The organism is Streptomyces sp. NPDC127092 (assembly GCF_042722475.1).
GTDB lineage: Bacteria > Actinomycetota > Actinomycetes > Streptomycetales > Streptomycetaceae > Streptomyces.
Window position 1 is genome coordinate 131,262 of record NZ_JBHXFE010000003.1, and the last position, 21,555, is coordinate 152,816.

Here is a 21,555-nt window from a genome sequence, read left to right on the forward strand (position 1 = left end):
AACAGCCCCATGACCCCGAACTTCTCCGCGAGCGGCCTCTACACCGGCCCGCAGGTGGACAACCGCTACGTCGTGCCGCGCTTCGTCGAGCGCACCTCGCAGGGCGTCCGCGAGTACGACCCGTACGCGAAGCTCTTCGAGGAGCGCGTGATCTTCCTCGGCGTGCAGATCGACGACGCCTCGGCCAACGACGTCATGGCGCAGCTGCTGTGCCTGGAGTCGATGGACCCGGACCGCGACATCTCGATCTACATCAACAGCCCGGGCGGCTCCTTCACCGCCCTCACGGCCATCTACGACACGATGCAGTTCGTGAAGCCGGACATCCAGACGGTCTGCATGGGCCAGGCGGCCTCCGCCGCGGCCGTGCTGCTCGCCGCCGGCACCCCCGGCAAGCGGATGGCCCTGCCGAACGCGCGGGTGCTGATCCACCAGCCCTCCGGCGGCACCGGCCGTGAGCAGCTCTCCGACCTGGAGATCGCGGCCAACGAGATCCTGCGCATGCGCAGCCAGCTCGAGGAGATGCTGGCCAAGCACTCCTCGACCCCGATCGAGAAGATCCGCGACGACATCGAGCGCGACAAGATCCTGACCGCCGAGGACGCCCTCGCGTACGGCCTGATCGACCAGATCATCTCGACCCGCAAGAGCACGGCCGCCGCGGCAGCCTGACGCTCGACCTTCCCTCGTCCCGGTGGGCATGGCCGAATCCCGTCCATGCCAACCGGGCCAAGGGGGGCCCGAACGGGGGGCCCGGCAAGGTACCGTCGAATATGAGGCACCAGGAGTCGCTGAACCAAGCGCTCCCAGGCGAAGGGGAAGCACCTCGTGGCACGCATCGGTGATGGCGGCGATCTGCTCAAGTGCTCGTTCTGCGGAAAGAGCCAGAAGCAGGTGAAGAAGCTCATCGCAGGCCCCGGTGTGTACATCTGCGACGAGTGCATCGACCTCTGCAACGAGATCATCGAAGAGGAGCTCGCGGAGACGAGCGAGGTGCGCTGGGAAGAGCTTCCCAAGCCCCGCGAGATCTACGAGTTCCTGGAGGGCTACGTGGTCGGCCAGGAGCCGGCCAAGAAGGCCCTCTCGGTCGCGGTGTACAACCACTACAAGCGCGTCCAGGCCGGCGAGAACGGCGGCGCGCAGGGCCGGGACGACGCCATCGAACTGGCGAAGTCCAACATCCTGCTGCTCGGCCCCACGGGGTCCGGCAAGACCCTCCTGGCCCAGACGCTCGCCCGCATGCTGAACGTGCCGTTCGCCATCGCCGACGCGACGGCGCTGACGGAGGCGGGCTATGTCGGCGAGGACGTCGAGAACATCCTGCTCAAGCTGATCCAGGCCGCCGACTACGACGTCAAGAAGGCCGAGACCGGCATCATCTACATCGACGAGATCGACAAGGTCGCCCGTAAGAGCGAAAACCCGTCGATCACGCGGGACGTGAGCGGCGAGGGCGTGCAGCAGGCCCTCCTGAAGATCCTGGAAGGCACGACGGCCTCCGTCCCGCCGCAGGGCGGCCGGAAGCACCCGCACCAGGAGTTCATCCAGATCGACACGACGAACGTGCTCTTCATCGTGGGCGGCGCCTTCGCCGGCCTGGAGAAGATCATCGAGTCGCGGGCAGGCGCCAAGGGCATCGGCTTCGGCGCGACCATCCGCTCCAAGCGGGAGATCGAGGCGAGCGACCAGTTCCAGGAGGTCATGCCGGAGGACCTCGTGAAGTTCGGGATGATCCCGGAGTTCATCGGCCGCCTCCCCGTCATCACCTCCGTCCACAACCTGGACCGCGAAGCCCTCCTGAAGATCCTCGTCGAGCCGCGCAACGCCCTGGTGAAGCAGTACCAGCGCCTCTTCGAACTCGACGGCGTGGAGCTGGACTTCGACCGCCCGGCCCTGGAGGCCATCGCCGACCAGGCCATCCTCCGCGGCACCGGCGCGCGCGGCCTGCGCGCCATCATGGAGGAGGTCCTCCAGTCGGTGATGTACGAGGTCCCGTCCCGCAAGGACGTGGCCCGCGTGGTCATCACGGCGGACGTGGTCCGCAACAACGTGAACCCGACACTGGTCCCGCGCATCGTGAAGAACGACGGCAGGCACGAGAAGAGCGCGTAGCCGCCGCACCCGCACCACGAAGGGGCGCCCCACCGAACCCGGCGGGGCGCCCCTTCGTTCATGCGGTCAGGCGGATCAGGCCTTGCTGCGCGAGGTGTTGTAGAGCTTGGCCGCCAGGTCGGCCACCTCGGACTGCGGCAGCGGGGCGCCGCCGGTCATCATGGTCGACAGGTCGATCAGGTTGACCGAGCCGAGGGTCGAGTAGTCGGCCCAGATGCAGGTCGGGGCCTCCAGCGACTTGGGGCCGAGCGCCGCCGAGCCCGACTCCTTCTCGCTGGTCATCTTCACGTTCTGGCACTTCATCAGGGCGCCCTTGAACCCCGACGGCTCCACCGTCTCGGCGCTGCCGACGAGTTCGTACTTCATGCCCATCTTCTCGGCATCGGGGTTCTTGCCGATGCTCGCGAAGTAGGCGTCGATCGTCTTCTCCGGGTCGGCGATCTCGCCGTACAGACCGCTGAAGCTGAGCTGCTTGCCCTTGAGCGGCTCGGTGCTGTTCTTGTACTGGCCGAAGGTCTGAGCGGCGTTCTTCACGCCCAGCGCCTCGGCGCGCGCCTTCTGCTCGTCGTTCAGCGTCGGGGACTTGCCCGCGGCGCCCGGGGCCTTCTTGTACTCGCCGACGTTCTCCGGGGCGGTCAGCTTGTAACCCTTGGTGTCGTCGGCCACGGCACCGTTGCCCGCGCCGGCACCCCCGCCGAACACGAAGTACGCGCCCACGCCGAGCGCCGCGACCACCGCGATGCCGCCGATGATCCAGCCGGCCTTGCTCTTCTTGACGGGCGGCGGCGGGGGCATGTAGCCGCCGGGGCCCTGCGGGGCGCCGTACGGGGGCTGCTGGGGCGGCTGGCCGTAGGGGGCGGGCTGCTGCTGCGGGTAGCCGTACGGGGGCTGCTGCGGCGGGACGCCCTGCGGGGCCTGCTGCGGGTAGCCGTAGCCCGGCTGCGGGGCCTGAGGCTGGCCGTAGGGGTTCGGCTGGCCGCCGTAGGGGCCGGGCTGCTGGCCGTAGGGGTTCGGCTGGCCGCCGTACGGGCCCGGCTGGTTGTAGCTCATGGACAGGTTCCCCTCACAGGATGTTTATGCGTAGCGAACATCCTGTCGGAAGCCCCGCCCTGCCGGAGCGCTGGGGGGCACACCGTTACCGAACAATCGCGTTTCAGGACACGTCCGGGACACCCCTAAACTGGGCCCGTGACCGAGAACACTCAGCAGCAGACAGCAGCCACCACCGAATTGCCGACCCAGTACACGCCGGCCGAGGTAGAGGGGCCGCTGTACGAGCGCTGGGTAGAGCGCGGGTACTTCGAGGCGGACGAGAAGAGCGACAAGCCGCCGTTCACCATCGTCATCCCGCCGCCGAACGTCACCGGTTCGCTCCACCTGGGCCACGCCTTCGAGCACACGCTGATCGACGCCCTCACCCGCCGCAAGCGGATGCAGGGCTACGAGACGCTGTGGCAGCCGGGCATGGACCACGCCGGCATCGCCACCCAGAACGTCGTCGAGCGCGAGCTCGCGAAGGAGGGCAAGTCCCGCCACGACCTGGGCCGTGAGGCCTTCGTCGAGCGCGTCTGGAAGTGGAAGGCCGAGTCCGGCGGTCAGATCTCCGGCCAGATGCGCCGCCTCGGCGACGGCGTCGCCTGGTCCCGCGAGCGCTTCACCATGGACGAGGGCCTGTCGAAGGCCGTCCAGACCATCTTCAAGAAGCTCTACGACGACGAGCTGATCTACCGCGCCGAGCGCATCATCAACTGGTGCCCCCGCTGCCTCACCGCGATCTCGGACATCGAGGTCGAGTACCAGGACGACGACGGCGAGCTCGTCTCCATCCGGTACGGCTCCGGGGACGCGGAGATCGTCGTCGCCACGACCCGCGCCGAGACGATGCTGGGCGACACCGCCGTCGCCGTCCACCCGGACGACGAGCGCTACAAGCACCTGGTCGGCACAGAGATCGAGCTGCCGCTCACCGGCCGCCGGATCCCGGTCGTCGCCGACGAGCACGTCGACCCCGCGTTCGGCACCGGCGCGGTCAAGGTGACGCCCGCCCACGACCCGAACGACTTCGAGATCGGCCAGCGGCACGACCTCCCGTCGATCGCCGTCATGGACGAGCACGCGGTCATCACCGTCCACGGTCCCTTCCAGGGCCTGGACCGTCTGGAGGCCCGCTCCGCGATCGTCGCCGCGCTGCGCGCCGAGGGCCGGATCGTCGCCGAGAAGCGGCCGTACACCCACTCCGTCGGCCACTGCTCGCGCTGCAAGACCACCATCGAGCCGCGGCTCTCCATGCAGTGGTGGGTCAAGGTCGGGCCGCTCGCGAAGGCCGCCGGTGACGCGGTCCGCGACGGAAAGGTCAAGATCCACCCGCAGGAGATGGAGAAGCGGTACTTCGACTGGGTCGACAACCTGCACGACTGGTGCATCTCGCGCCAGCTGTGGTGGGGTCACCGCATCCCGGTCTGGTACGGCCCGAACGGCGAGGTCGTCTGCGTCGGCCCCGACGAGGAGCCGCCCACCGGCGAGGGCTGGCGCCAGGACAGCGACGTCCTCGACACCTGGTTCTCCTCCGGCCTGTGGCCGTTCTCCACGCTCGGCTGGCCGGAGCAGACCGACAGCCTCGCGAAGTTCTACCCGAACTCCGTCCTCGTCACCGGCTACGACATCCTCTTCTTCTGGGTCGCCCGGATGATGATGTTCGGTCTGTACGCGATGGACGGCACCCCGCCGTTCCACACCATCGCCCTGCACGGCATGGTCCGTGACCAGAACGGCAAGAAGATGTCGAAGTCCTTCGGCAACGTGGTCAACCCGCTGGACTGGATGGACCAGTACGGTTCCGACGCCGTCCGCTTCACCCTGGCCAACGGCGCCAACCCGGGCGTCGACGTCCCGATCGGCGAGGACTGGGTCAAGGCGTCCCGGAACTTCGCCAACAAGATCTGGAACGCGACCCGCTTCGCGCTGATGAACGGTGCGACGGTCGAGGGCGAACTTCCCCCGGTCGAGCAGCTGTCCGCGACCGACCGCTGGATCCTGTCCCGTCTCAACAAGACGGTCGCCCAGGTCGACGCGTACTACGAGGACTACCAGTTCGCGAAGCTCAGCGACGCGCTGTACCACTTCGCGTGGGACGAGGTCTTCGACTGGTACGTCGAGCTGTCGAAGACGACCTTCTTCGCCGGCGGCGAGCAGGCCAAGGTCTCCGGCCGGGTCCTCGGCGAGGTCCTGGACGTCATGCTGCGCCTGCTGCACCCGATCGTCCCGTTCGTCACGGAGACCCTGTGGACCACGCTCACCGGTCGTGAGTCCCTGGTCATCGCCGAGTGGCCGAACGACAGCGGCTTCCGCGACGACGCCGCCGAGGCCGAGATCGAGAACCTCCAGCAGGTGGTCACCGAGGTCCGCCGCTTCCGCGCCGACCAGGGTCTCCAGCCCGGCCAGAAGGTTCCGGCCCGCCTCGAGCTCGACGGCACCCCCCTTGCCGCGCACGAGGCTGCCATCCGCCAGCTGCTCCGCCTCCAGCCGGAAGGCGAGGGCTTCTCCGCCACCGCCTCCCTGCCGGTCGCCGGCGCGACGGTCTCGCTCGACCTGTCGGGCACGATCGACGTCGCCGCCGAGCGCAAGCGGCTCGCGAAGGACCTCGCCGCCGCCGAGAAGGAGAAGGCGCAGGCCGAGGGCAAGCTCGGCAACGAGGCCTTCCTGGCGAAGGCGCCGGACAACGTGGTGGACAAGATCCGCACCCGCCTCGCCAAGGCGGACGAGGACATCGCCCGCATCCAGGCGCAGCTGGCGAACCTGCCGGAGGCGTAGCACGCACGGCTGACGAAGGGGCCCGGGACCACGCGTGGTGGTTCCGGGCCCCTTCGTCGTGCCCGTTCGCCGTGTCCCTCCGCCGGACGCGGTGTTTCGTGCCCATTTCGGAGTGAAACGGCGATCCGGGCAAAGTGCCCGATGTCACACGGGACGGGACTTCGGGTCCCCGGCGGCGGGACGAAGGACCCGGGATGATGGAACGCATGGTTCCTCTTTCCGCCCCGTCCGCGCTGCGCCGCCGCGTGGACCGGTGGGCGGTGTCGCCCAGGGCGGCGGACGTCGTCGCCGCGCTCAGCGCCTTCGGCCTGATGCTCCTGGACGTGCCGGGACTCGCCCGCGCGGACAACTCGCTCACCGGGGCCACCGCCACCCTCGTCCTCGGGGCCGGCGCGGCCACCCTGGTGCTGCGGCGGAAGGCGCCCTGGGTGCCCTTCCTGGTGGCGATCGGCCTGATGGGCTGGCTGCACGAGCTCACCATGATCCAGTTCGCGCTGTACTCGCTCGGCCGCTTCCGGGGCCGCCGGGTCGCCGTCCTGGCCACCCTGCTGTACGTCGGAGCGGCCTACGCGTACTACGAGACCCCCGGCTGGCCCGGCCCGCACGGCGAGAACCTCAGCGACTTCCTGAGCCTCGTCGTCCCGATCGGCGTCCTCGCCACGGGCGTCGGCATCGCCGCGTACCGTCACGACCTCGTGCGCGCCCTGGAGGCCCAGCGGCGGGAGGCCGCCGCCCGGCAGGCCGTCCAGGAGGAGCGGATCTCGGTCGGGCGGGACGTCCACGACCTGGTGGGCCGCGAGCTCACCGTGCTGGCGGTGCGGGCCGAGGTGCTGGCCGTACGGGCGAGGGGAGAGGCGCACCAGAAGGACTTCGAGGAGCTCGCCGACACCGCGCGGCGCGCCCACCACATGCTCAACGAGACGGTCGTACGGCGCGGCGACGGCGCCGCCGCCACGCCCGGCCTCGAAGGGCTGACCGCGCTCGCCGAGGAGAGCGAACGGATGGGCAGCCCCGTCGACGTCCGGGTGTCCGAGGAGGCGAAGGCGCTGTCGCCGCTGCGCCAGACGGCCGTCCACCGGGTGGTCCAGGAGTGCCTCACGAACGCCGTCAAGCACGCGCCCGGCCTCCCCGTCAGCGTCACCATCGACGTCGACGGCCCGTCCCTGCGCGTCGAGGTCCGCAACCCCCTCGCCCAGACCCCGCCGGACCGCGCCCCCGTCTCGACCGGGACCGGCCTCTTCTCCATGGACGAACGCGTCACCAGCATGGGCGGCACCCTGAAGGCCCGCCGCGAACACGGCGCCTACGTGGTGACGGCGACCCTGCCGTCGGGGCTGAGCCGTTAGGGCCCGCGCCGACGGGTCGGCCGCAGCAGGTTTCCTGCCCCGGCGGAGGCGGGTACCCGCAGGGTTCACGAAGGAGTGATGCCCTATGGCCGACGACCGGGACTTCTACTCGCGCGACCGGCCGGACAACCCCCGCCTCGCAGAGGACCGCCCGCGCGGCGGCGGCCCGGAGGAACCGGGGCGCCGCGGCAACTGGCCCGTCTGGGCCATCGTCCTCGGCATCGTGGCCGTGGTGGTCATCGTCACGGTCCTGCTGGGGTGAATTCCCGCCCTATCCCCGCCGTACGCCGGCCCGGCCTCCCACGGCCGGACCGGCGGGGCCGGTGAAGGGCCGGAAGCCACGGGACCCCGCCGCCACCCGGCGCCCCGGCAAGTCCGGCCGAGGCGCCCTTCTAGCGGACCACCTCCGCCTTGCCGAGCACCCGCTCCAGAGCGTCGAAGTCCTCCACGCACCGGCCCGAGCCGAGCGCCACGCAGTCCAGGGGATCGTCGGCCACGAAGACCGGGATGCCCGTCGCCGAGGCCATCCGCAGGTCGAGGCCCGGCAGCAGCGCACCACCGCCGGTCAGCACGATGCCGTGCTCCATCACGTCGCCGGACAGCTCGGGCGGGCACTCCTCCAGGGTGGCCTTGACGGCCGCGATGACGGCCTCGACCGGCTCGTCGAGCGCGGCCCGCACCTCCGGCACCGTCAGCTCCACCGTCCGCGGCAGGCCGCTGATCTTCTCCCGGCCCCGCACGGTGAACGTGCGCGCCTCGAACTCCTCGTCACCGGGCACCGGCCACGCCGAGCCGATCGCCACCTTCACGTCCTCCGAGGTCCGCTCGCCGATCAGCAGCGCGTGCTCCTTGCGCACGTAGTCGCAGATCGCCGCGTCCAGCCGGTCGCCGCCGACCCGCAGCGACTGCGCGGTGACGATCCCTCCGAGCGAGATGACGGCCACCTCCGTCGTGCCGCCGCCGATGTCGACGACCATCGACCCGCGGGGGTCCGAGACCGGAAGGCCCGCGCCGATCGCGGCCGCCATCGGCTCCTCCACGAGGTGCACCGCCCGGGCGCCCGCCGAGCGCGAGGCGTGCACGATGGCGCGCCGCTCGACCGGGGTCACCCCGCTGGGCACGCAGACGACCATGCGGGTCCGGGGGAGCCGGCGGCCCGGCACCGCCTTGCGCACGAAGTGCCGGATCATCTCCTCGGCCGCCTCGTAGTCGCTGATCACGCCGTCCTTCAGCGGACGGATCGCGGTGATCGAACCCGGGGTCCGGCCGATCGTCTCCTTCGCCTCCGCACCGACCGCGAGGGCCGACCGCGAGCCCTCCTGGACCGCCACGACGGACGGCTCGTTGAGGACGATGCCCCGTCCGCGGGCGTAGAGGAGGGTGTTGGCGGTGCCGAGATCGATGCCTATGTCCATGATCGCCAATTTTGCCGGGCGGCTCCTCCGGGCGGTGGACCGAAAGTCCCGAAAGGGGTGGGTCCATGGTCCTGTCGGTGCCCCTCCGTAGACTGGGCACGTGAGTGAGCCGAGCGACCAGAGCGACCGCGACCAGTTCGACGACGACCGGTCCGACGACAGCGACCAGGGCGACCTGTTCGACGACATCGTCGACGCCGAGACGACCCGCGACCCCGACCTGGCGGTGATCGAGGCCGGCAGCCGCACCCTGCGCGCCATGTCCGGCCCGCCGCAGGGCGACCCGGTGCCCTCCCGGCCCGCCGACCCGGAGGTCGACAAGGCACTGCGCGAGGTCGAGACCGAGCTGTCGACGCGCTGGGGCGAGACCAAGCTGGAGCCGTCGGTCACCCGGATCGCGGCCCTGATGGACGTCCTCGGCGAGCCGCAGCGCGCGTACCCGTCGATCCACATCACGGGCACCAACGGCAAGACCTCCACCGCCCGCATGATCGAGGCGCTGCTCGGCGCCTTCGACCTGCGCACCGGCCGCTACACCTCGCCGCACGTGCAGACCATCACCGAGCGGATCAGCCTCGACGGCGCCCCGATCGACCCGGAGCGCTTCGTCGAGACGTACCGGGACATCGCGCCGTACGTGGAGCTGGTCGACGCCCGCGAGGAGTACCGGCTGTCCTTCTTCGAGGTGCTGACCGGCATGGCGTACGCGGCCTTCGCCGACGCCCCGGTCGACGTGGCCGTCGTCGAGGTCGGCATGGGCGGCACCTGGGACGCCACGAACGTCATCGACGCCTCCGTCGCCGTCGTCACCCCGATCGACCTGGACCACACCGACCGGCTCGGCGGGACGCCCGGCGAGATCGCCGGCGAGAAGTCCGGGATCATCAAGCAGGGCGCGACCGTGATCCTCGCCCAGCAGCCGGTCGACGCCGCCCAGGTGCTCCTGAAGAAGGCCGTCGACGTGGACGCGACCGTGGCCCGCGAGGGCATGGAGTTCGGCGTCGTCTCCCGCGAGGTGGCGGTCGGCGGCCAGCTCCTCACCCTGCGCGGCCTCGGCGGCGAGTACGACGAGGTGTTCCTGCCGCTGCACGGCGCGTACCAGGCGCACAACGCGGCCGTGGCGCTGGCCGCCGTCGAGGCCTTCTTCGGCATCGGCGCGCAGCACGCCCGCACCCTGGACATCGACACGGTCCGCCGCGCCTTCGCCCAGGTGGCCTCTCCGGGCCGCCTGGAGGTGGTCCGCAAGTCGCCGACCGTCATCCTCGACGCGGCGCACAACCCGCACGGCGCACGGGCCACCGCCGAGGGCGTCAGCGAGGCCTTCGGCTTCTCCCGGCTCATCGGCGTCGTGTCCACCAGCGGCGACAAGGACGCGAAGGGCCTCCTCGAGGCCTTCGAGCCGATCTTCGCGGAGGTCGTGGTCACCGCCAACTCCAACCCGCGGGCCACCGACGTCGACGCGCTCGCCGCGATCGCGGTCGAGGTCTTCGGCGAGGACCGGGTGGTCGTCGAGCCGCGGCTCGACGACGCGCTGGAGACGGCGATCACGCTCGCCGAGGAAGAGGGCGAGTACGCGGGCGCGGGCGTCCTCGTGACGGGTTCGATCTTCACGGTCGGCGACGCCCGGCTGCTGCTCAAGAAGGGCTGACCCATGCGGGTGCTGTGTTCCTCGACGCTGATCGGCGAGTTCTTCGTCATCGGGTTCGCCGGCCTGGTCGCGATGAAGGACGACTCGCTGGCGATGTCGACGGTGTGGTGGGTCTGCGGGATCGCCATGGTCCTGTCGGTGCTGCTGTGCGGGATGATCACCCGTCCGGGCGGCGTCCAGCTGGGCTGGGCCCTGCAGATCGCGCTGGTCGCGAGCGGTTTCGTGGTGCCGGTCATGTTCTTCCTCGGCGCCGTCTTCGCCGTCCTGTGGTGGGCCTCGGTGCACTACGGCCGGAAGATCGACGCCGTCAAGGCCGACTGGGCCGCCCGCCAGGAGGCGGCGTCGGCCGGCTCCGCAAGGCCTGACGCTGCGTGATGACGGCTGATGCGGGCCCTGTAGATTCTTAGGGCCTGTCCGGCGGACCATGGCCGGGTTCGCGGCGTCTGGCACGGCACCTCGCCGCGTTGCCGAAACGCCCCGATAGCTCCGCTATCGCGACGCTCCGGCGCCTTGCGATGCACCGCACCAGACGCCGCGACCTGTCCGGCCCTGGTCCGCCGGACAGGCCCTAGCCCCGCACACCGTTGTCTGAAGGAGTTCCCCCGTGAGCCAGCGATCGCTCGTCCTGCTCAAGCCCGACGCCGTCCGCCGTGGTCTGATCGGCGAGATCATCGGCCGTATCGAGCGCAAGGCGGGCTGGACCATCACGGCCCTGGAGATGCGCGAGCTGGACCAGGAGACGCTGGAGCAGCACTACGGCGAGCACAAGGGCAAGCCCTTCTACGAGCCGCTGATGGGCTTCATGCAGTCCGGTCCGGTCGTCGCGCTCGTCGTCGAGGGCGAGCGGGTCATCGAGGGTCTGCGCACCCTGGCCGGTCCGACCGACCCGATCGCCGCCGCCCCGGGCTCCATCCGCGGCGACTACGGCACCATCGTCCGCGAGAACCTGATCCACGCCTCGGACTCCGAGGAGTCCGCCATTCGGGAACTGAAGATCTTCTTCCCTGGCCTCGTCTGACACCGGCCCTGACCTGGCGTCAGCCGATCAGCGCCAACCCTGGGGGCGACCGAAGGAATTCGGTCGCCCCCAGGCATATGAACGTCGATCCCGGGAACGGATCGCCGCGTCATACCGTCACCTATACAGAGGTGGACTGGGGCGGTCCGCCGCGCGGTATCCGTGCGGGCGGCACTACGATGGGAAAACTCCACGCCGCACCACCTTCAGTCACCACCTCGCCGACCTGAGAAGCCGTCAACGCTCCGCTAGGGAAGGCCCGACGCATCCTCATGGGAAACAAGGGGAACTCAATGTCGTTCATCGGCCGTGACATGGCTGTCGACCTCGGGACCGCCAACACGCTGGTGTACGTCAGGGGTCGAGGCATCGTTCTGAACGAGCCGTCCGTCGTCGCGATCAACACCAACACCGGCGGGATCCTCGCGGTCGGTGCCGAGGCGAAGAAGATGATCGGCCGCACGCCCGGCAACATCGTCGCCGTCCGTCCGCTCAAGGACGGGGTGATCGCCGACTTCGAGATCACCGAGCGCATGCTGCGCTACTTCATCCTCAAGATCCACAAGCGTCGCTACCTGGCCCGCCCCCGGGTCGTGGTCTGCGTGCCCTCCGGCATCACCGGAGTCGAGCGCCGCGCCGTCATCGAGGCCTCCACCCAGGCCGGTGCCCGCCAGGTGCACATCATCGAGGAGCCCATGGCCGCGGCCATCGGCTCGGGCCTTCCGGTCCACGAGGCCACCGGCAACATGGTCGTCGACATCGGCGGCGGCACCACCGAGGTGGCCGTCATCTCCCTCGGCGGAATCGTCACGGCACAGTCCATCCGGGTGGCCGGCGACGAGCTCGACAACGCGATCATCCAGCACATCAAGAAGGAGTACTCGCTCCTCCTCGGTGAGCGGACCGCCGAACAGATCAAGATCACCATCGGTTCGGCCTACGACCTCGACAAGGACGAGCACACCGAGATCCGGGGCCGCGACCTCGTCTCGGGACTCCCCAAGACCGTCGTCATCTCGGCCGCCGAGGTCCGCAAGGCCATCGAGGAGCCGGTCAACGCCATCGTCGACGCGGTGAAGACCACGCTCGACAAGTGCCCGCCGGAGCTGTCCGGTGACGTCATGGACCGCGGCATCGTTCTCACCGGTGGCGGCGCGCTGCTCCGCGGTCTGGACGAGCGGCTGCGCCGTGAGACCGGCATGCCGATCCACATCGCCGAGGACCCGCTGGACTCGGTGGCGCTGGGCTCCGGCAAGTGCGTCGAGGAGTTCGAGGCGCTCCAGCAGGTCCTCGACGCCCAGCCGCGCCGCTGACCGTACGGGCCGGGCTCCGGCCCGTACGGTACGCACATCTCCACAACGAACCACGAGGGAAGGGCACGGCCGCCGCACGTGAGGGACACACGAGAGAGCCGGCTGCTTCTGGTACTGCTGATCGCCATCGCGTTCGCACTGATCACGGTGGACATCCGAGGAGGCCAGGAGTCGCCGGTCGACGGTGCCCGACAGGCCGCGGCCGCGGTCTTCGGCCCCGTCGAGAACGGAGTCGCCTCGGCGGTCGACCCCATCGGCAACGCGATAGGAGCGGTCCGCGACTCCGGTGAGCGGCACAACCGGATCGCCGCCCTGGAGCAGGAGAACGCCGCGCTCAAGGCGAAGCTCGGCAGCGACGACCGCAACCGCAACCGGCTGCGCGAACTCGACGCCATGCTGAAGACCGCCGGCGCCGGCCAGTACGGCATCAAGGGCGCCCAGGTCATCGCCATAGGAGCGGCCCAGGGCTTCTCCTGGACCGTCACCATCGACATCGGCGCCCGCGACGGCGTCCGGCGCGACATGACGGTGCTCAACGGCTCCGGACTGGTCGGCCGCGTCACCACCGTCGGCCCCTCCACCTCCACCGTGCTCCTCGCCAACGACCCCGACTTCACCGTCGGCACCCGCATGGAGAAGAGCGACGAACTCGGCTTCGCCACCGGGCAGGGCGACGGCCCGCTGCTGGTCCAGCTCCTCAACGGCAAGGCCAGCGTCAAGGCCGGCGACCGCCTCGTCACCTTCGGCTCCGCGGGCAGCAAGCCCTTCGTGCCCGGGGTGCCGGTCGGCGAGGTCGTCCGCGTCGACCCCCTGGGCGGCGGTCTGACCCGCAACGTCTACGTCCGCCCGTACGTCGGCTTCACCAAGCTCGACATCGTCGGCGTCGTCATCCAGGCCCCGCGCACCGACCCGCGCGACATGGTCCTGCCGCCCAAGCCCAAGCCCGCCCCGACCGTCACCGTCACGGTCACGCCGCCGCCACCGGACGGACAGCAGGCCGGGCAGAACCAGAACCAGCAGCAGGGCGTGAAGCCGGAGGACCAGAACCAGCAGGGCGTGAAGCCGGAGGACCAGGACCAGCAGCCGAACGCCGCGAACCAGCCGCAGGACCAGGGGGAGACACCGTGAAGTTCAACCGCATCCTCCTCTCCGCCACCCTGGTCGTCGTCGCGCTCGTCGTCCAGGTCTCCGTCCTCGCCCGGCTCCAGCTCCCGGGCGCCGTCCCCGACCTCGTCCTGCTCACGGTCGTCGCCCTCGCCCTGGTGTACGGACACGTGACCGGCGCCCTCGTCGGCTTCACCGCCGGGCTGCTCGCCGACCTCGCCCCGCCCGCCGACCACGCGGCCGGGCGCTACGCCCTCGTGCTGTGCGTCGTCGGCTACCTCTGCGGACTCGCCCGCCCCGAGAACGGCCGGCTCAAGTCCGCCAGCGGGCCCATGGCCGTGGTCGTCGCCGCCGCCATCGGCTCGACCCTCCTCTACGCGGGTGTCGGCGCCCTCGTCGGCGACACGGCGGCCCGTCATGTCGGCCTCGGCTTCCTGCTGTTCACCGCGGCCCTCTACGACCTGCTCCTCGCGCCCTTCACCGTGCCGCTCATCATGGCCGTCGCCCGGCGCGCGGACAACGACCCGCTGGCCGAGGCCGGCGGCGCCAACGGAGCCGACGTCGCCTCCGGCTGGCTCTCCTCCGGCACCGGCCTGAGGATCGGCACCCAGCGCAGCGGTCTGCGCGTCAAGGCCGCCCGGACCCGCGCCGCACGCGCCGGACGCATCAAGGGAGTCAAGCGACTGTGACCCAGGGGGCAGCGGCAGCATGAGCAACATCCCCGAGACCGGGCGGACACCCCGCGTCCAGATCCGGCTCGTCGTCATCCAGGTACTCGTCTTCTCCCTGCTCTTCACCCTCGGCGGACGCCTCTGGTACCTCCAGATCCGCAACGGCAAGGAGTACGCCGACGAGGCCAAGAGCAACAACATCCAGCAGGTCGTCCAGCCCGCCGTGCGCGGCTCCATCCTCGACGCCCGCGGCGTCCCGCTCGCCGACAACGAGACCCGGCTCGTCGTCTCCGCCTCGCGCACCGAGCTGATGAAGATGAAGGACGACGGCAAGGCCGTCCTCACCCGGCTCGCCGGCGTCCTCGGCATGAAGCCCCAGGACGTCATGAACAAGATCCGGCTCTGCGACTCCCAGACGCCCAAGCCCTGCTGGAACGGCTCGCCCTACCAGCCGATCCCGGTCACCGACGAGGCGACCACCCAGCAGGCGCTGACGATCCGTGAGGCCTCCGAGGACTTCCCCGGCATCACCGCCGAACTCGCCGCCGTGCGCCGCTACCCGGCGCCCGGCAAGGCCCGTACCGCCCAGGTCCTCGGCTACCTCTCGCCCGTCACGGACGAGGAGATCGCGAAGGCCAAGGACACGGACTCGCCGTTCCTCCGCTCCGACCAGGTGGGCCGCTCCGGCATCGAGCGCACGTACGACAAGGAGCTGCGCGGCCAGGCCGGCGTCACCCGCTACGAGGTGGACAACCTCGGCCGGGTCATGGGCCAGACGAAGTCCGACCCCGGCGTGGCCGGCTCCACCCTCGTCACCAGCATCGACGCCCGGGTGCAGGCCGTCGCCGAGTACGAGCTCGCCCAGGCGATGAAGACGGTCCGCGGCGAGACCGACAAGATCACCGGCCGCAAGTACGAGGCCGACGCCGGCGCCGTCGTCGTCATGGAGTCGAAGACCGGCCGCGTCGTCGCGATGGCCTCCCAGCCCGACTACGACCCCAACGCCTGGGTCGGCGGCATCTCCGCCAAGGACTACGCCGCCCTCACCAGCAAGGACTCCAACTACCCGCTGCTCAACCGGGCCATCCAGGGCCAGGCACCGGCCGGCTCCGTCTTCAAGGTGGTGTCGGCGAGCGCGGCCGTGCGCGCCGGCAACGACTTCAACGACAAGTACCTCTGCAGCAGCTCGTACAGCATGGGCAACCGCAGCTTCGCCAACTTCGAGTCCAAGGGCCACGGCCCCATCACCCTCGGCGACGCCCTCAAGTTCTCCTGCAACACCGTCTTCTACCGCCTCGGCCACCAGGAGTGGTCCCGCGACGGCGGCCTCAAGCCGAAGAAGGACGCCAAGGACTGGTTCTACCGGACCGCCCACGAGTTCGGGTTCGGCGCCGAGACCGGCATCGACGTCCCGAACGAGGTCAAGGGCCGCATCCCGGACCGCCAGTGGAAGCAGAGCTTCTGGGAGGCCAACAAGGACGCCTGGTGCAAGCAGGGCAAGAAGGGCGGCAGCTACGTCGAGCAGATCGCCTACGAGAGCTGCCTCGAAGGCAACCAGCTGAAGGCCTACGACAGCATCAACTTCGCCATCGGCCAGGGTGACGTCCTCATCACCCCCATCCAGCTGGCCACCGCCTACGCGGCCATCAGCAACGGCGGCACCCTCTACAACCCCACCATCGGCAAGGCCGTCATCAGCCCCGACGGCAAGCAGATCCGCGAGATCGAGCCCAAGGCCCACGGCCGGCTGCCGGTCGACGCCCAGACCATCCGCGACCTCGACAAGGGCCTGCGCTCCGTCGTCGAGCCGGGCGGCACCGCCGCCTGGCGGTTCGGCGGCTGGCCCCAGGACAAGATCCCGATGCACGCCAAGACCGGCACCGCCCAGGTCTACGGCAAGCAGACCACCTCCTGGTTCGCGACCTACACCGACGACTTCACCATCGTCATGACGATCTCCCAGGGCGGCACCGGCTCCGGCGCCTCCGGCCCCGCCGTGCGCAACATCTACGACGCCCTCTACGGCCTCGACGACGCCGGCAACCAGGACCTCAAGCGGGCCCTGCTGCCCCGGCCGCAGAAGACCCTGCCGAAGATCCTGCCCGACGGCACCATCGAGGCGCCCACCGTCAAGCCGTACGACCCCACGTCGCAGCTGGTCGACCCGAACGCCGAACAGAACCGCGGCGGACAGGAGCCGCTCCACGGCCCGCCCCCCTTCCTGAGGGACTGACCGATGACGACACGCACGAGTTTCTCCGTCTCCCGCTACGCGCCCGAGCGCGGCGCCCTCGCCCGGCTCACCGCCCGCGACTCGGTGCTGCGCCGGCTCGACTGGCCGATCCTGCTGTCCTCGCTCGCGCTCTCGCTCCTGGGGGCCCTGCTCGTCTGGTCCGCCACGCGCGGCCGGACCGAGCTGAACCAGGGCGACCCGTACTACTTCCTGTTCCGGCACGTCCTGAACACCGGCATCGGGCTCGCGCTGATGATCGGCACGGTCTGGCTCGGCCACCGCACGCTGCGCGGCGCCGTGCCGGTCCTCTACGGCATCTCGATCCTGCTGATCCTCGCCGTCCTCACCCCGCTCGGCGCGACCATCAACGGCGCGCACGCGTGGATCGTGATCGGCGGCGGCTTCTCGCTCCAGCCCAGCGAGTTCGTGAAGATCACGATCATCCTGGTGATGGCCATGCTGCTGGCCGCCAAGGTCGACGCCGGCGACCAGATCCACCCCGACCACGGCACGGTCGCGAAGTCCCTCGCCCTGGCCGCCGTGCCCATGGGCATCGTCATGCTGATGCCCGACCTCGGCTCCGTGATGGTCATGGCGGTCATCGTGCTCGGCGTGCTGCTCGCCTCCGGCGCCTCCAACCGCTGGGTCCTCGGCCTCATCGGCGCGGGCGTCCTCGGCGCGGTCCTGGTGACCACGCTCGGCATGCTCGACGAGTACCAGATCAACCGCTTCGCGGCCTTCGCCAACCCCGAGCTCGACCCGGCCGGTGTCGGCTACAACACCAACCAGGCCCGCATCGCGATCGGCTCCGGCGGCCTGTACGGCGCGGGCCTCTTCAAGGGACACCAGACCACCGGCCAGTTCGTGCCCGAGCAGCAGACGGACTTCATCTACACCGTCGCGGGCGAGGAGCTCGGCTTCGTCGGCGCCGGACTGATCCTCGCGCTGCTCGGCGTGATCCTGTGGCGCGCCGGCCGGATCGCCCGGGAGACGACCGAGCTGTACGGCACGGTCGTGGCGGCCGGCATCATCGCCTGGTTCGCCTTCCAGTCCTTCGAGAACATCGGCATGACGCTCGGCATCATGCCGGTCGCGGGCCTGCCGCTGCCCTTCGTCTCGTACGGCGGCTCGTCGATGTTCGCGGTGTGGGTGGCGATCGGACTGCTCCAGTCGATCAGGGTGCAGCGACCCATGACGGCCTGAGCGGGCCCCTGCCCTTTCCTCCACCGGCCGTCTAGATTCGATGCATGACGGACAGCGCGGAGACGAAGCGCGAGATCGAGCGGAAGTACGAGGCCGGTGCGGGGACGGCGGTCCCGGACCTCACGAAGGTCCGGGGCGTGGCGGCCGTCCGCGACGAGGGCGTCACCGAACTCGACGCGGTCTACTACGACACGCCCGACCTGCGCCTCGCCGCCGGCTCCTTGACCCTGCGCCGTCGCACGGGCGGCAAGGACGCCGGCTGGCACCTGAAGTTCCCGGTCGCGACCGGAATCCGCGACGAGATCAGAGCCCCGCTCTCGGAGAGCCTCCCGCGCTCCCTGGCGGGGCTCCTGCGTTCCCGCGTCCGCGGCCGGGCGGTCGTGCCCGTCGTCCGCCTCCGCTCCTCCCGCGACGTCCGCCACCTCACGGCGGAGAACGGCACCCTCCTCGCCGAACTCTCCGTCGACACCGTCCACGCCGAACACCTCCCCACCGGCGCCGAGGCCTCCTGGACGGAGATCGAGGTCGAACTCGCGGACGACGCCGACGAGGCCGTCCTCGACGCGGTCGGCAAACGCCTGGAGAAGGCGGGCATCCACCCGTCGGACGCCCCCTCCAAGCTGGCGAGGGCCCTGGAGGAGACCGGCGCCCGCCCGGCCGGCGGCGGCGAGGACGGCGGCAACGAGGACGGCGGCGGCGAGGACGGCACGCGCCGCGCGGCACGGCAGGCGACGTGCGGCGAGGGAACCGCCGGACACGCCGTGCTCGCGTACGTGCGCGAGCAGATCGACGCGCTCGTCGCGCTCGACCCCGCCGTGCGGCGCGACCTCCCCGACGCCGTGCACCAGATGCGGGTCGCCTCGCGCCGGCTGCGCAGCGCCTTCAAGACGTACCGGAAGGTGCTCGACCGGGACGTGACCGATCCACTCGGCGAGGAGCTGAAGTGGCTCGGTGGGGAGCTCGGGCAGGCCCGTGACCTGCAGGTCCTCGACGCCCGCCTGCGCGCCTCGCTCGACGCCCTGCCGGACGAACTCGTCGTCGGCCCCGTACGGGAACGGCTGCGCACCTGGAGCACGGGCGAGGGCGGCGCCTCCCGCAGCCGCATCCTCGACGCCCTCGACTCCGCCCGCCATCTGGCCCTCCTCGACCGTCTCGACGCCCTCCTCGCCGACCCGCCGCTGCTTCCCGGCGCCGGCAGGAAGGCGAAGAAGGCCCTCCCCAAGGCCGTCCTGCGCGACTACCGCCGCCTCGCCGACCGTGTCGAACGCGCCCTGGACATGGAGCCCGGCCACGACCGTGACCTGGCCCTCCACGAGGCCCGCAAGGCCGCCAAGCGGGCCCGCTACGCCGGCGAGGCCGCCGTGCCGACCCTCGGCAAGCCGGCCAAGCGCTTCGCGAAACGCATGAAGGCCGTCCAGAGCTGCCTCGGCGACCACCAGGACAGCGTCGTCGCCCGCGCCGCCCTGCTCGACCTCGCCGCCCGGGCCCATGCGGCCGGCGAGTCCGCCTTCACCTGGGGCGTTCTGCACGGCCGCGAGGAGGCCCTGGCCGCGCGCCGCGAGCAGGAGCTCCCGGCGCTCTGGAAGCGGGCCTCGGCCCCGGAAATCCGGGCGGCGCTGAGCCACTGAGCACCGGGGTACGCTTGAGAGTCGCCCCCCTGCCAGCTCACGAAGGTTCGAGATGTCTGCTGCCGAGTCTGTCTTCCCGCAGCTCGAAGCTCTGCTCCCGCACGTGCAGAAGCCGATTCAGTACGTCGGTGGAGAGCTGAACTCCACGGTCAAGCCCTGGGAGTCCGCCGACGTCCGCTGGGCGCTGATGTACCCGGACGCGTACGAGGTCGGCCTGCCCAACCAGGGCGTCATGATCCTCTACGAGGTACTGAACGAGCGCGAGGGCGTCCTCGCCGAGCGCACCTACAGCGTCTGGCCGGACCTCGAAGAGCTGATGCGCGAGCACAACGTGCCCCAGTTCACCGTGGACAGCCACCGCCCCGTCGGCGCCTTCGACGTCTTCGGCCTCAGCTTCTCCACCGAGCTGGGCTACACGAACATGCTCACCGCCCTCGACCTGGCAGGCATCCCGCTGGAGTCGAAGGACCGCACCGTCGACCACCCGATCGTGCTCGCCGGCGGCCACGCGGCCTTCAACCCCGAGCCCATCGCCGACTTCATCGACGCGGCGGTCATCGGCGACGGCGAGCAGGCCGTGCTCGACATGACCGAGATCATCCGGCAGTGGAAGGCGGAGGGCAGGCCGGGCGGCCGCGAGGAGGTCCTGTTCCGCCTCGCCAAGACCGGCGGCGTGTACATCCCGCGCTTCTACGACGTCGAGTACCTGCCGGACGGCCGCATCGGCCGCGTCGTCCCGAACAGGTCCGGCGTGCCGTGGCGCGTCTCCAAGCACACCGTCATGGACCTCGACGAGTGGCCCTACCCCAAGCAGCCGCTCGTCCCGCTCGCCGAGACCGTCCACGAGCGGATGTCCGTCGAGATCTTCCGCGGCTGCACCCGCGGCTGCCGCTTCTGCCAGGCCGGCATGATCACGCGCCCCGTGCGGGAGCGAAGCATCACCGGCATCGGCGAGATGGTGGAGAAGGGTCTCAAGGCGACCGGCTTCGAGGAGGTCGGCCTCCTCTCCCTGTCCTCCGCGGACCACTCCGAGATCGGTGACATCGCCAAGGGCCTCGCCGACCGCTACGAGGACGACAAGGTCGGCCTGTCGCTGCCGTCGACCCGTGTCGACGCGTTCAACGTCGACCTGGCCAACGAGCTGACCCGCAACGGCCGTCGCTCCGGTCTGACCTTCGCCCCCGAGGGCGGCTCCGAGCGCATGCGCAAGGTCATCAACAAGATGGTCTCGGAGGAGGACCTGATCCGGACCGTCTCCACCGCGTACGGCAACGGCTGGCGCCAGGTGAAGCTGTACTTCATGTGCGGCCTGCCGACGGAGACCGACGAGGACGTCCTCCAGATCGCCGACATGGCGATGAACGTGATCGCCGAGGGCCGCAAGGTCTCCGGCCAGAACGACATCCGCTGCACCGTCTCCATCGGCGGCTTCGTCCCGAAGCCCCACACCCCGTTCCAGTGGGCTCCGCAGCTCTCCGCGGAGGAGACCGACGAGCGTCTGGCGAAGCTCCGGGACAAGATCCGCGGCGACAAGAAGTACGGCCGCTCGATCGGCTTCCGCTACCACGACGGCAAGCCCGGCATCGTCGAGGGCCTGCTGTCGCGCGGCGACCGCCGCGTCGGCGCGGTCATCCGCGCGGTGTACGAGGACGGCGGCCGCTTCGACGGCTGGCGCGAGCACTTCTCGTACGACCGCTGGATGGCGTGCGCCGAGAAGACGCTGCCCGAGTTCGGCGTGGACGTCGCCTGGTACACCACCCGCGAGCGCACCTACGAGGAGGTCCTGCCCTGGGACCACCTGGACTCCGGTCTCGACAAGGACTGGCTCTGGGAGGACTGGCAGGACGCCCTCGACGAGACCGAGGTCGAGGACTGCCGCTGGACCCCGTGCTTCGACTGCGGCGTCTGCCCGCAGATGGACACGCACATCCAGATCGGCCCGACCGGCAAGAAGCTGCTGCCGCTGTCGGTCGTGAACAAGTAGTCCCGCGTATCAGTCGGGTGACGGCCCGGCGGAGGGTGAACCCTCCGCCGGGCCGTCGGCGTCCTGTTGG

Annotated in this window: 17 protein-coding genes; 15 read left to right on the top strand and 2 right to left on the bottom strand. The window is 70.4% G+C overall.

The genetic code is table 11. From position 1 onward, the window contains the following. The first annotated feature begins 9 nt into the window (after positions 1 to 9). Together ACFWJO_RS03690 and clpX are read left to right on the top strand one after the other, a co-directional pair. Positions 10 to 672: an ATP-dependent Clp protease proteolytic subunit gene (locus ACFWJO_RS03690; RefSeq protein WP_181019059.1), complete on the top strand. Its 663-nt coding sequence runs from the start codon at positions 10 to 12 to the stop codon at positions 670 to 672. A gap of 156 nt (positions 673 to 828) precedes the next feature. Then, the gene (clpX, locus tag ACFWJO_RS03695) at positions 829 to 2,112 is read left to right on the top strand and encodes an ATP-dependent Clp protease ATP-binding subunit ClpX (RefSeq protein ID WP_030494070.1); all 1,284 of its coding nucleotides are present in this window, start codon (positions 829 to 831) and stop codon (positions 2,110 to 2,112) included. A gap of 75 nt (positions 2,113 to 2,187) precedes the next feature. Here the strand turns inward: clpX and ACFWJO_RS03700 are convergent, their stop codons facing one another. Further along, positions 2,188 to 3,162: a hypothetical protein gene (locus tag ACFWJO_RS03700; RefSeq protein ID WP_386863205.1), complete on the bottom strand. Its 975-nt coding sequence runs from the start codon at positions 3,160 to 3,162 to the stop codon at positions 2,188 to 2,190. 138 nt (positions 3,163 to 3,300) lie between these two features. Here ACFWJO_RS03700 and ACFWJO_RS03705 point away from each other — a divergent pair, with 138 nt between their 5' ends. The 3 genes from ACFWJO_RS03705 to ACFWJO_RS03715 all read left to right on the top strand — a co-directional run bounded on the left by ACFWJO_RS03705 (position 3,301) and on the right by ACFWJO_RS03715 (position 7,530). Continuing rightward, positions 3,301 to 5,922 carry a valine--tRNA ligase gene (locus tag ACFWJO_RS03705; protein ID WP_386863206.1) on the top strand — a complete coding sequence of 874 codons (2,622 nt, stop codon included), beginning with the start codon at positions 3,301 to 3,303 and terminating at the stop codon, positions 5,920 to 5,922. A 206-nt stretch (positions 5,923 to 6,128) separates the two neighbouring features. Further along, a complete protein-coding gene (locus ACFWJO_RS03710) occupies positions 6,129 to 7,268 on the top strand; it encodes a sensor histidine kinase (protein ID WP_386863207.1) in 1,140 nt (379 codons plus the stop codon). Positions 7,269 to 7,353: 85 nt separating this feature from the next. Further along, positions 7,354 to 7,530, top strand: coding sequence for a hypothetical protein (locus ACFWJO_RS03715; RefSeq protein WP_386863208.1), 177 nt, complete (start codon positions 7,354 to 7,356; stop codon positions 7,528 to 7,530). Positions 7,531 to 7,660: 130 nt separating this feature from the next. Here ACFWJO_RS03715 and ACFWJO_RS03720 read toward each other — a convergent pair whose 3' ends face one another. After that, the gene (locus tag ACFWJO_RS03720; protein WP_386863209.1) at positions 7,661 to 8,683 is read right to left on the bottom strand and encodes a rod shape-determining protein; all 1,023 of its coding nucleotides are present in this window, start codon (positions 8,681 to 8,683) and stop codon (positions 7,661 to 7,663) included. A 175-nt stretch (positions 8,684 to 8,858) separates the two neighbouring features. On the opposite strand from ACFWJO_RS03720, the gene ACFWJO_RS03725 reads away from it, so the two are divergent. The 10 genes from ACFWJO_RS03725 (at position 8,859) to ACFWJO_RS03770 (ending at position 21,485) form a co-directional block, all read left to right on the top strand. Further along, positions 8,859 to 10,331: a bifunctional folylpolyglutamate synthase/dihydrofolate synthase gene (locus ACFWJO_RS03725; RefSeq protein ID WP_386863319.1), complete on the top strand. Its 1,473-nt coding sequence runs from the start codon at positions 8,859 to 8,861 to the stop codon at positions 10,329 to 10,331. Positions 10,332 to 10,334: 3 nt separating this feature from the next. After that, positions 10,335 to 10,706: a DUF4233 domain-containing protein gene (locus tag ACFWJO_RS03730; RefSeq protein WP_386863210.1), complete on the top strand. Its 372-nt coding sequence runs from the start codon at positions 10,335 to 10,337 to the stop codon at positions 10,704 to 10,706. Between the two features lie 229 nt (positions 10,707 to 10,935). Beyond that, complete coding sequence (gene ndk, locus ACFWJO_RS03735; protein ID WP_384421642.1) at positions 10,936 to 11,349, top strand: nucleoside-diphosphate kinase; 414 nt, start codon at positions 10,936 to 10,938, stop codon at positions 11,347 to 11,349. A gap of 293 nt (positions 11,350 to 11,642) precedes the next feature. Next, a complete protein-coding gene (locus ACFWJO_RS03740) occupies positions 11,643 to 12,662 on the top strand; it encodes a rod shape-determining protein (RefSeq protein ID WP_017239313.1) in 1,020 nt (339 codons plus the stop codon). 78 nt (positions 12,663 to 12,740) lie between these two features. Next, entirely contained in the window at positions 12,741 to 13,790 is a 1,050-nt protein-coding gene (gene mreC, locus ACFWJO_RS03745) for a rod shape-determining protein MreC (RefSeq protein WP_386863211.1), read from the top strand. Continuing rightward, on the top strand, positions 13,787 to 14,455 hold the full coding sequence (gene mreD, locus ACFWJO_RS03750) for a rod shape-determining protein MreD (RefSeq protein ID WP_386863212.1): 669 nt from the start codon (positions 13,787 to 13,789) through the stop codon (positions 14,453 to 14,455). The genes mreC and mreD overlap by 4 nt, the downstream gene beginning before the upstream one ends. 19 nt (positions 14,456 to 14,474) lie before the next feature. Beyond that, on the top strand, positions 14,475 to 16,670 hold the full coding sequence (gene mrdA, locus ACFWJO_RS03755) for a penicillin-binding protein 2 (protein WP_386863213.1): 2,196 nt from the start codon (positions 14,475 to 14,477) through the stop codon (positions 16,668 to 16,670). Between the two features lie 3 nt (positions 16,671 to 16,673). Continuing rightward, on the top strand, positions 16,674 to 17,873 hold the full coding sequence (gene rodA / locus ACFWJO_RS03760) for a rod shape-determining protein RodA (RefSeq protein WP_386863214.1): 1,200 nt from the start codon (positions 16,674 to 16,676) through the stop codon (positions 17,871 to 17,873). 44 nt (positions 17,874 to 17,917) lie between these two features. Beyond that, complete coding sequence (locus tag ACFWJO_RS03765; protein ID WP_386863215.1) at positions 17,918 to 19,501, top strand: CHAD domain-containing protein; 1,584 nt, start codon at positions 17,918 to 17,920, stop codon at positions 19,499 to 19,501. 52 nt (positions 19,502 to 19,553) lie between these two features. Then, the gene (locus tag ACFWJO_RS03770; protein ID WP_386863216.1) at positions 19,554 to 21,485 is read left to right on the top strand and encodes a TIGR03960 family B12-binding radical SAM protein; all 1,932 of its coding nucleotides are present in this window, start codon (positions 19,554 to 19,556) and stop codon (positions 21,483 to 21,485) included. Positions 21,486 to 21,555: the final 70 nt, after the last annotated feature.

What these genes read in the sequence shown, in the direction of transcription:
- ACFWJO_RS03710 (WP_386863207.1), top strand. Translation starts at nt 6,129, where the DNA reads ATGGTTCCTCTTTCCGCCCCGTCCGCGCTGCGCCGCCGCGTGGACCGG.
- ACFWJO_RS03730 (WP_386863210.1), top strand. Translation starts at nt 10,335, where the DNA reads ATGCGGGTGCTGTGTTCCTCGACGCTGATCGGCGAGTTCTTCGTCATC.
- ACFWJO_RS03740 (WP_017239313.1), top strand. Translation starts at nt 11,643, where the DNA reads ATGTCGTTCATCGGCCGTGACATGGCTGTCGACCTCGGGACCGCCAAC.
- ACFWJO_RS03720 (WP_386863209.1), bottom strand. Translation starts at nt 8,683, where the DNA reads ATGGACATAGGCATCGATCTCGGCACCGCCAACACCCTCCTCTACGCC.
- ACFWJO_RS03690 (WP_181019059.1), top strand. Translation starts at nt 10, where the DNA reads ATGACCCCGAACTTCTCCGCGAGCGGCCTCTACACCGGCCCGCAGGTG.
- ACFWJO_RS03715 (WP_386863208.1), top strand. Translation starts at nt 7,354, where the DNA reads ATGGCCGACGACCGGGACTTCTACTCGCGCGACCGGCCGGACAACCCC.
- rodA (WP_386863214.1), top strand. Translation starts at nt 16,674, where the DNA reads ATGACGACACGCACGAGTTTCTCCGTCTCCCGCTACGCGCCCGAGCGC.
- mrdA (WP_386863213.1), top strand. Translation starts at nt 14,475, where the DNA reads ATGAGCAACATCCCCGAGACCGGGCGGACACCCCGCGTCCAGATCCGG.
- ACFWJO_RS03770 (WP_386863216.1), top strand. Translation starts at nt 19,554, where the DNA reads ATGTCTGCTGCCGAGTCTGTCTTCCCGCAGCTCGAAGCTCTGCTCCCG.
- ACFWJO_RS03700 (WP_386863205.1), bottom strand. Translation starts at nt 3,162, where the DNA reads ATGAGCTACAACCAGCCGGGCCCGTACGGCGGCCAGCCGAACCCCTAC.
- ACFWJO_RS03765 (WP_386863215.1), top strand. Translation starts at nt 17,918, where the DNA reads ATGACGGACAGCGCGGAGACGAAGCGCGAGATCGAGCGGAAGTACGAG.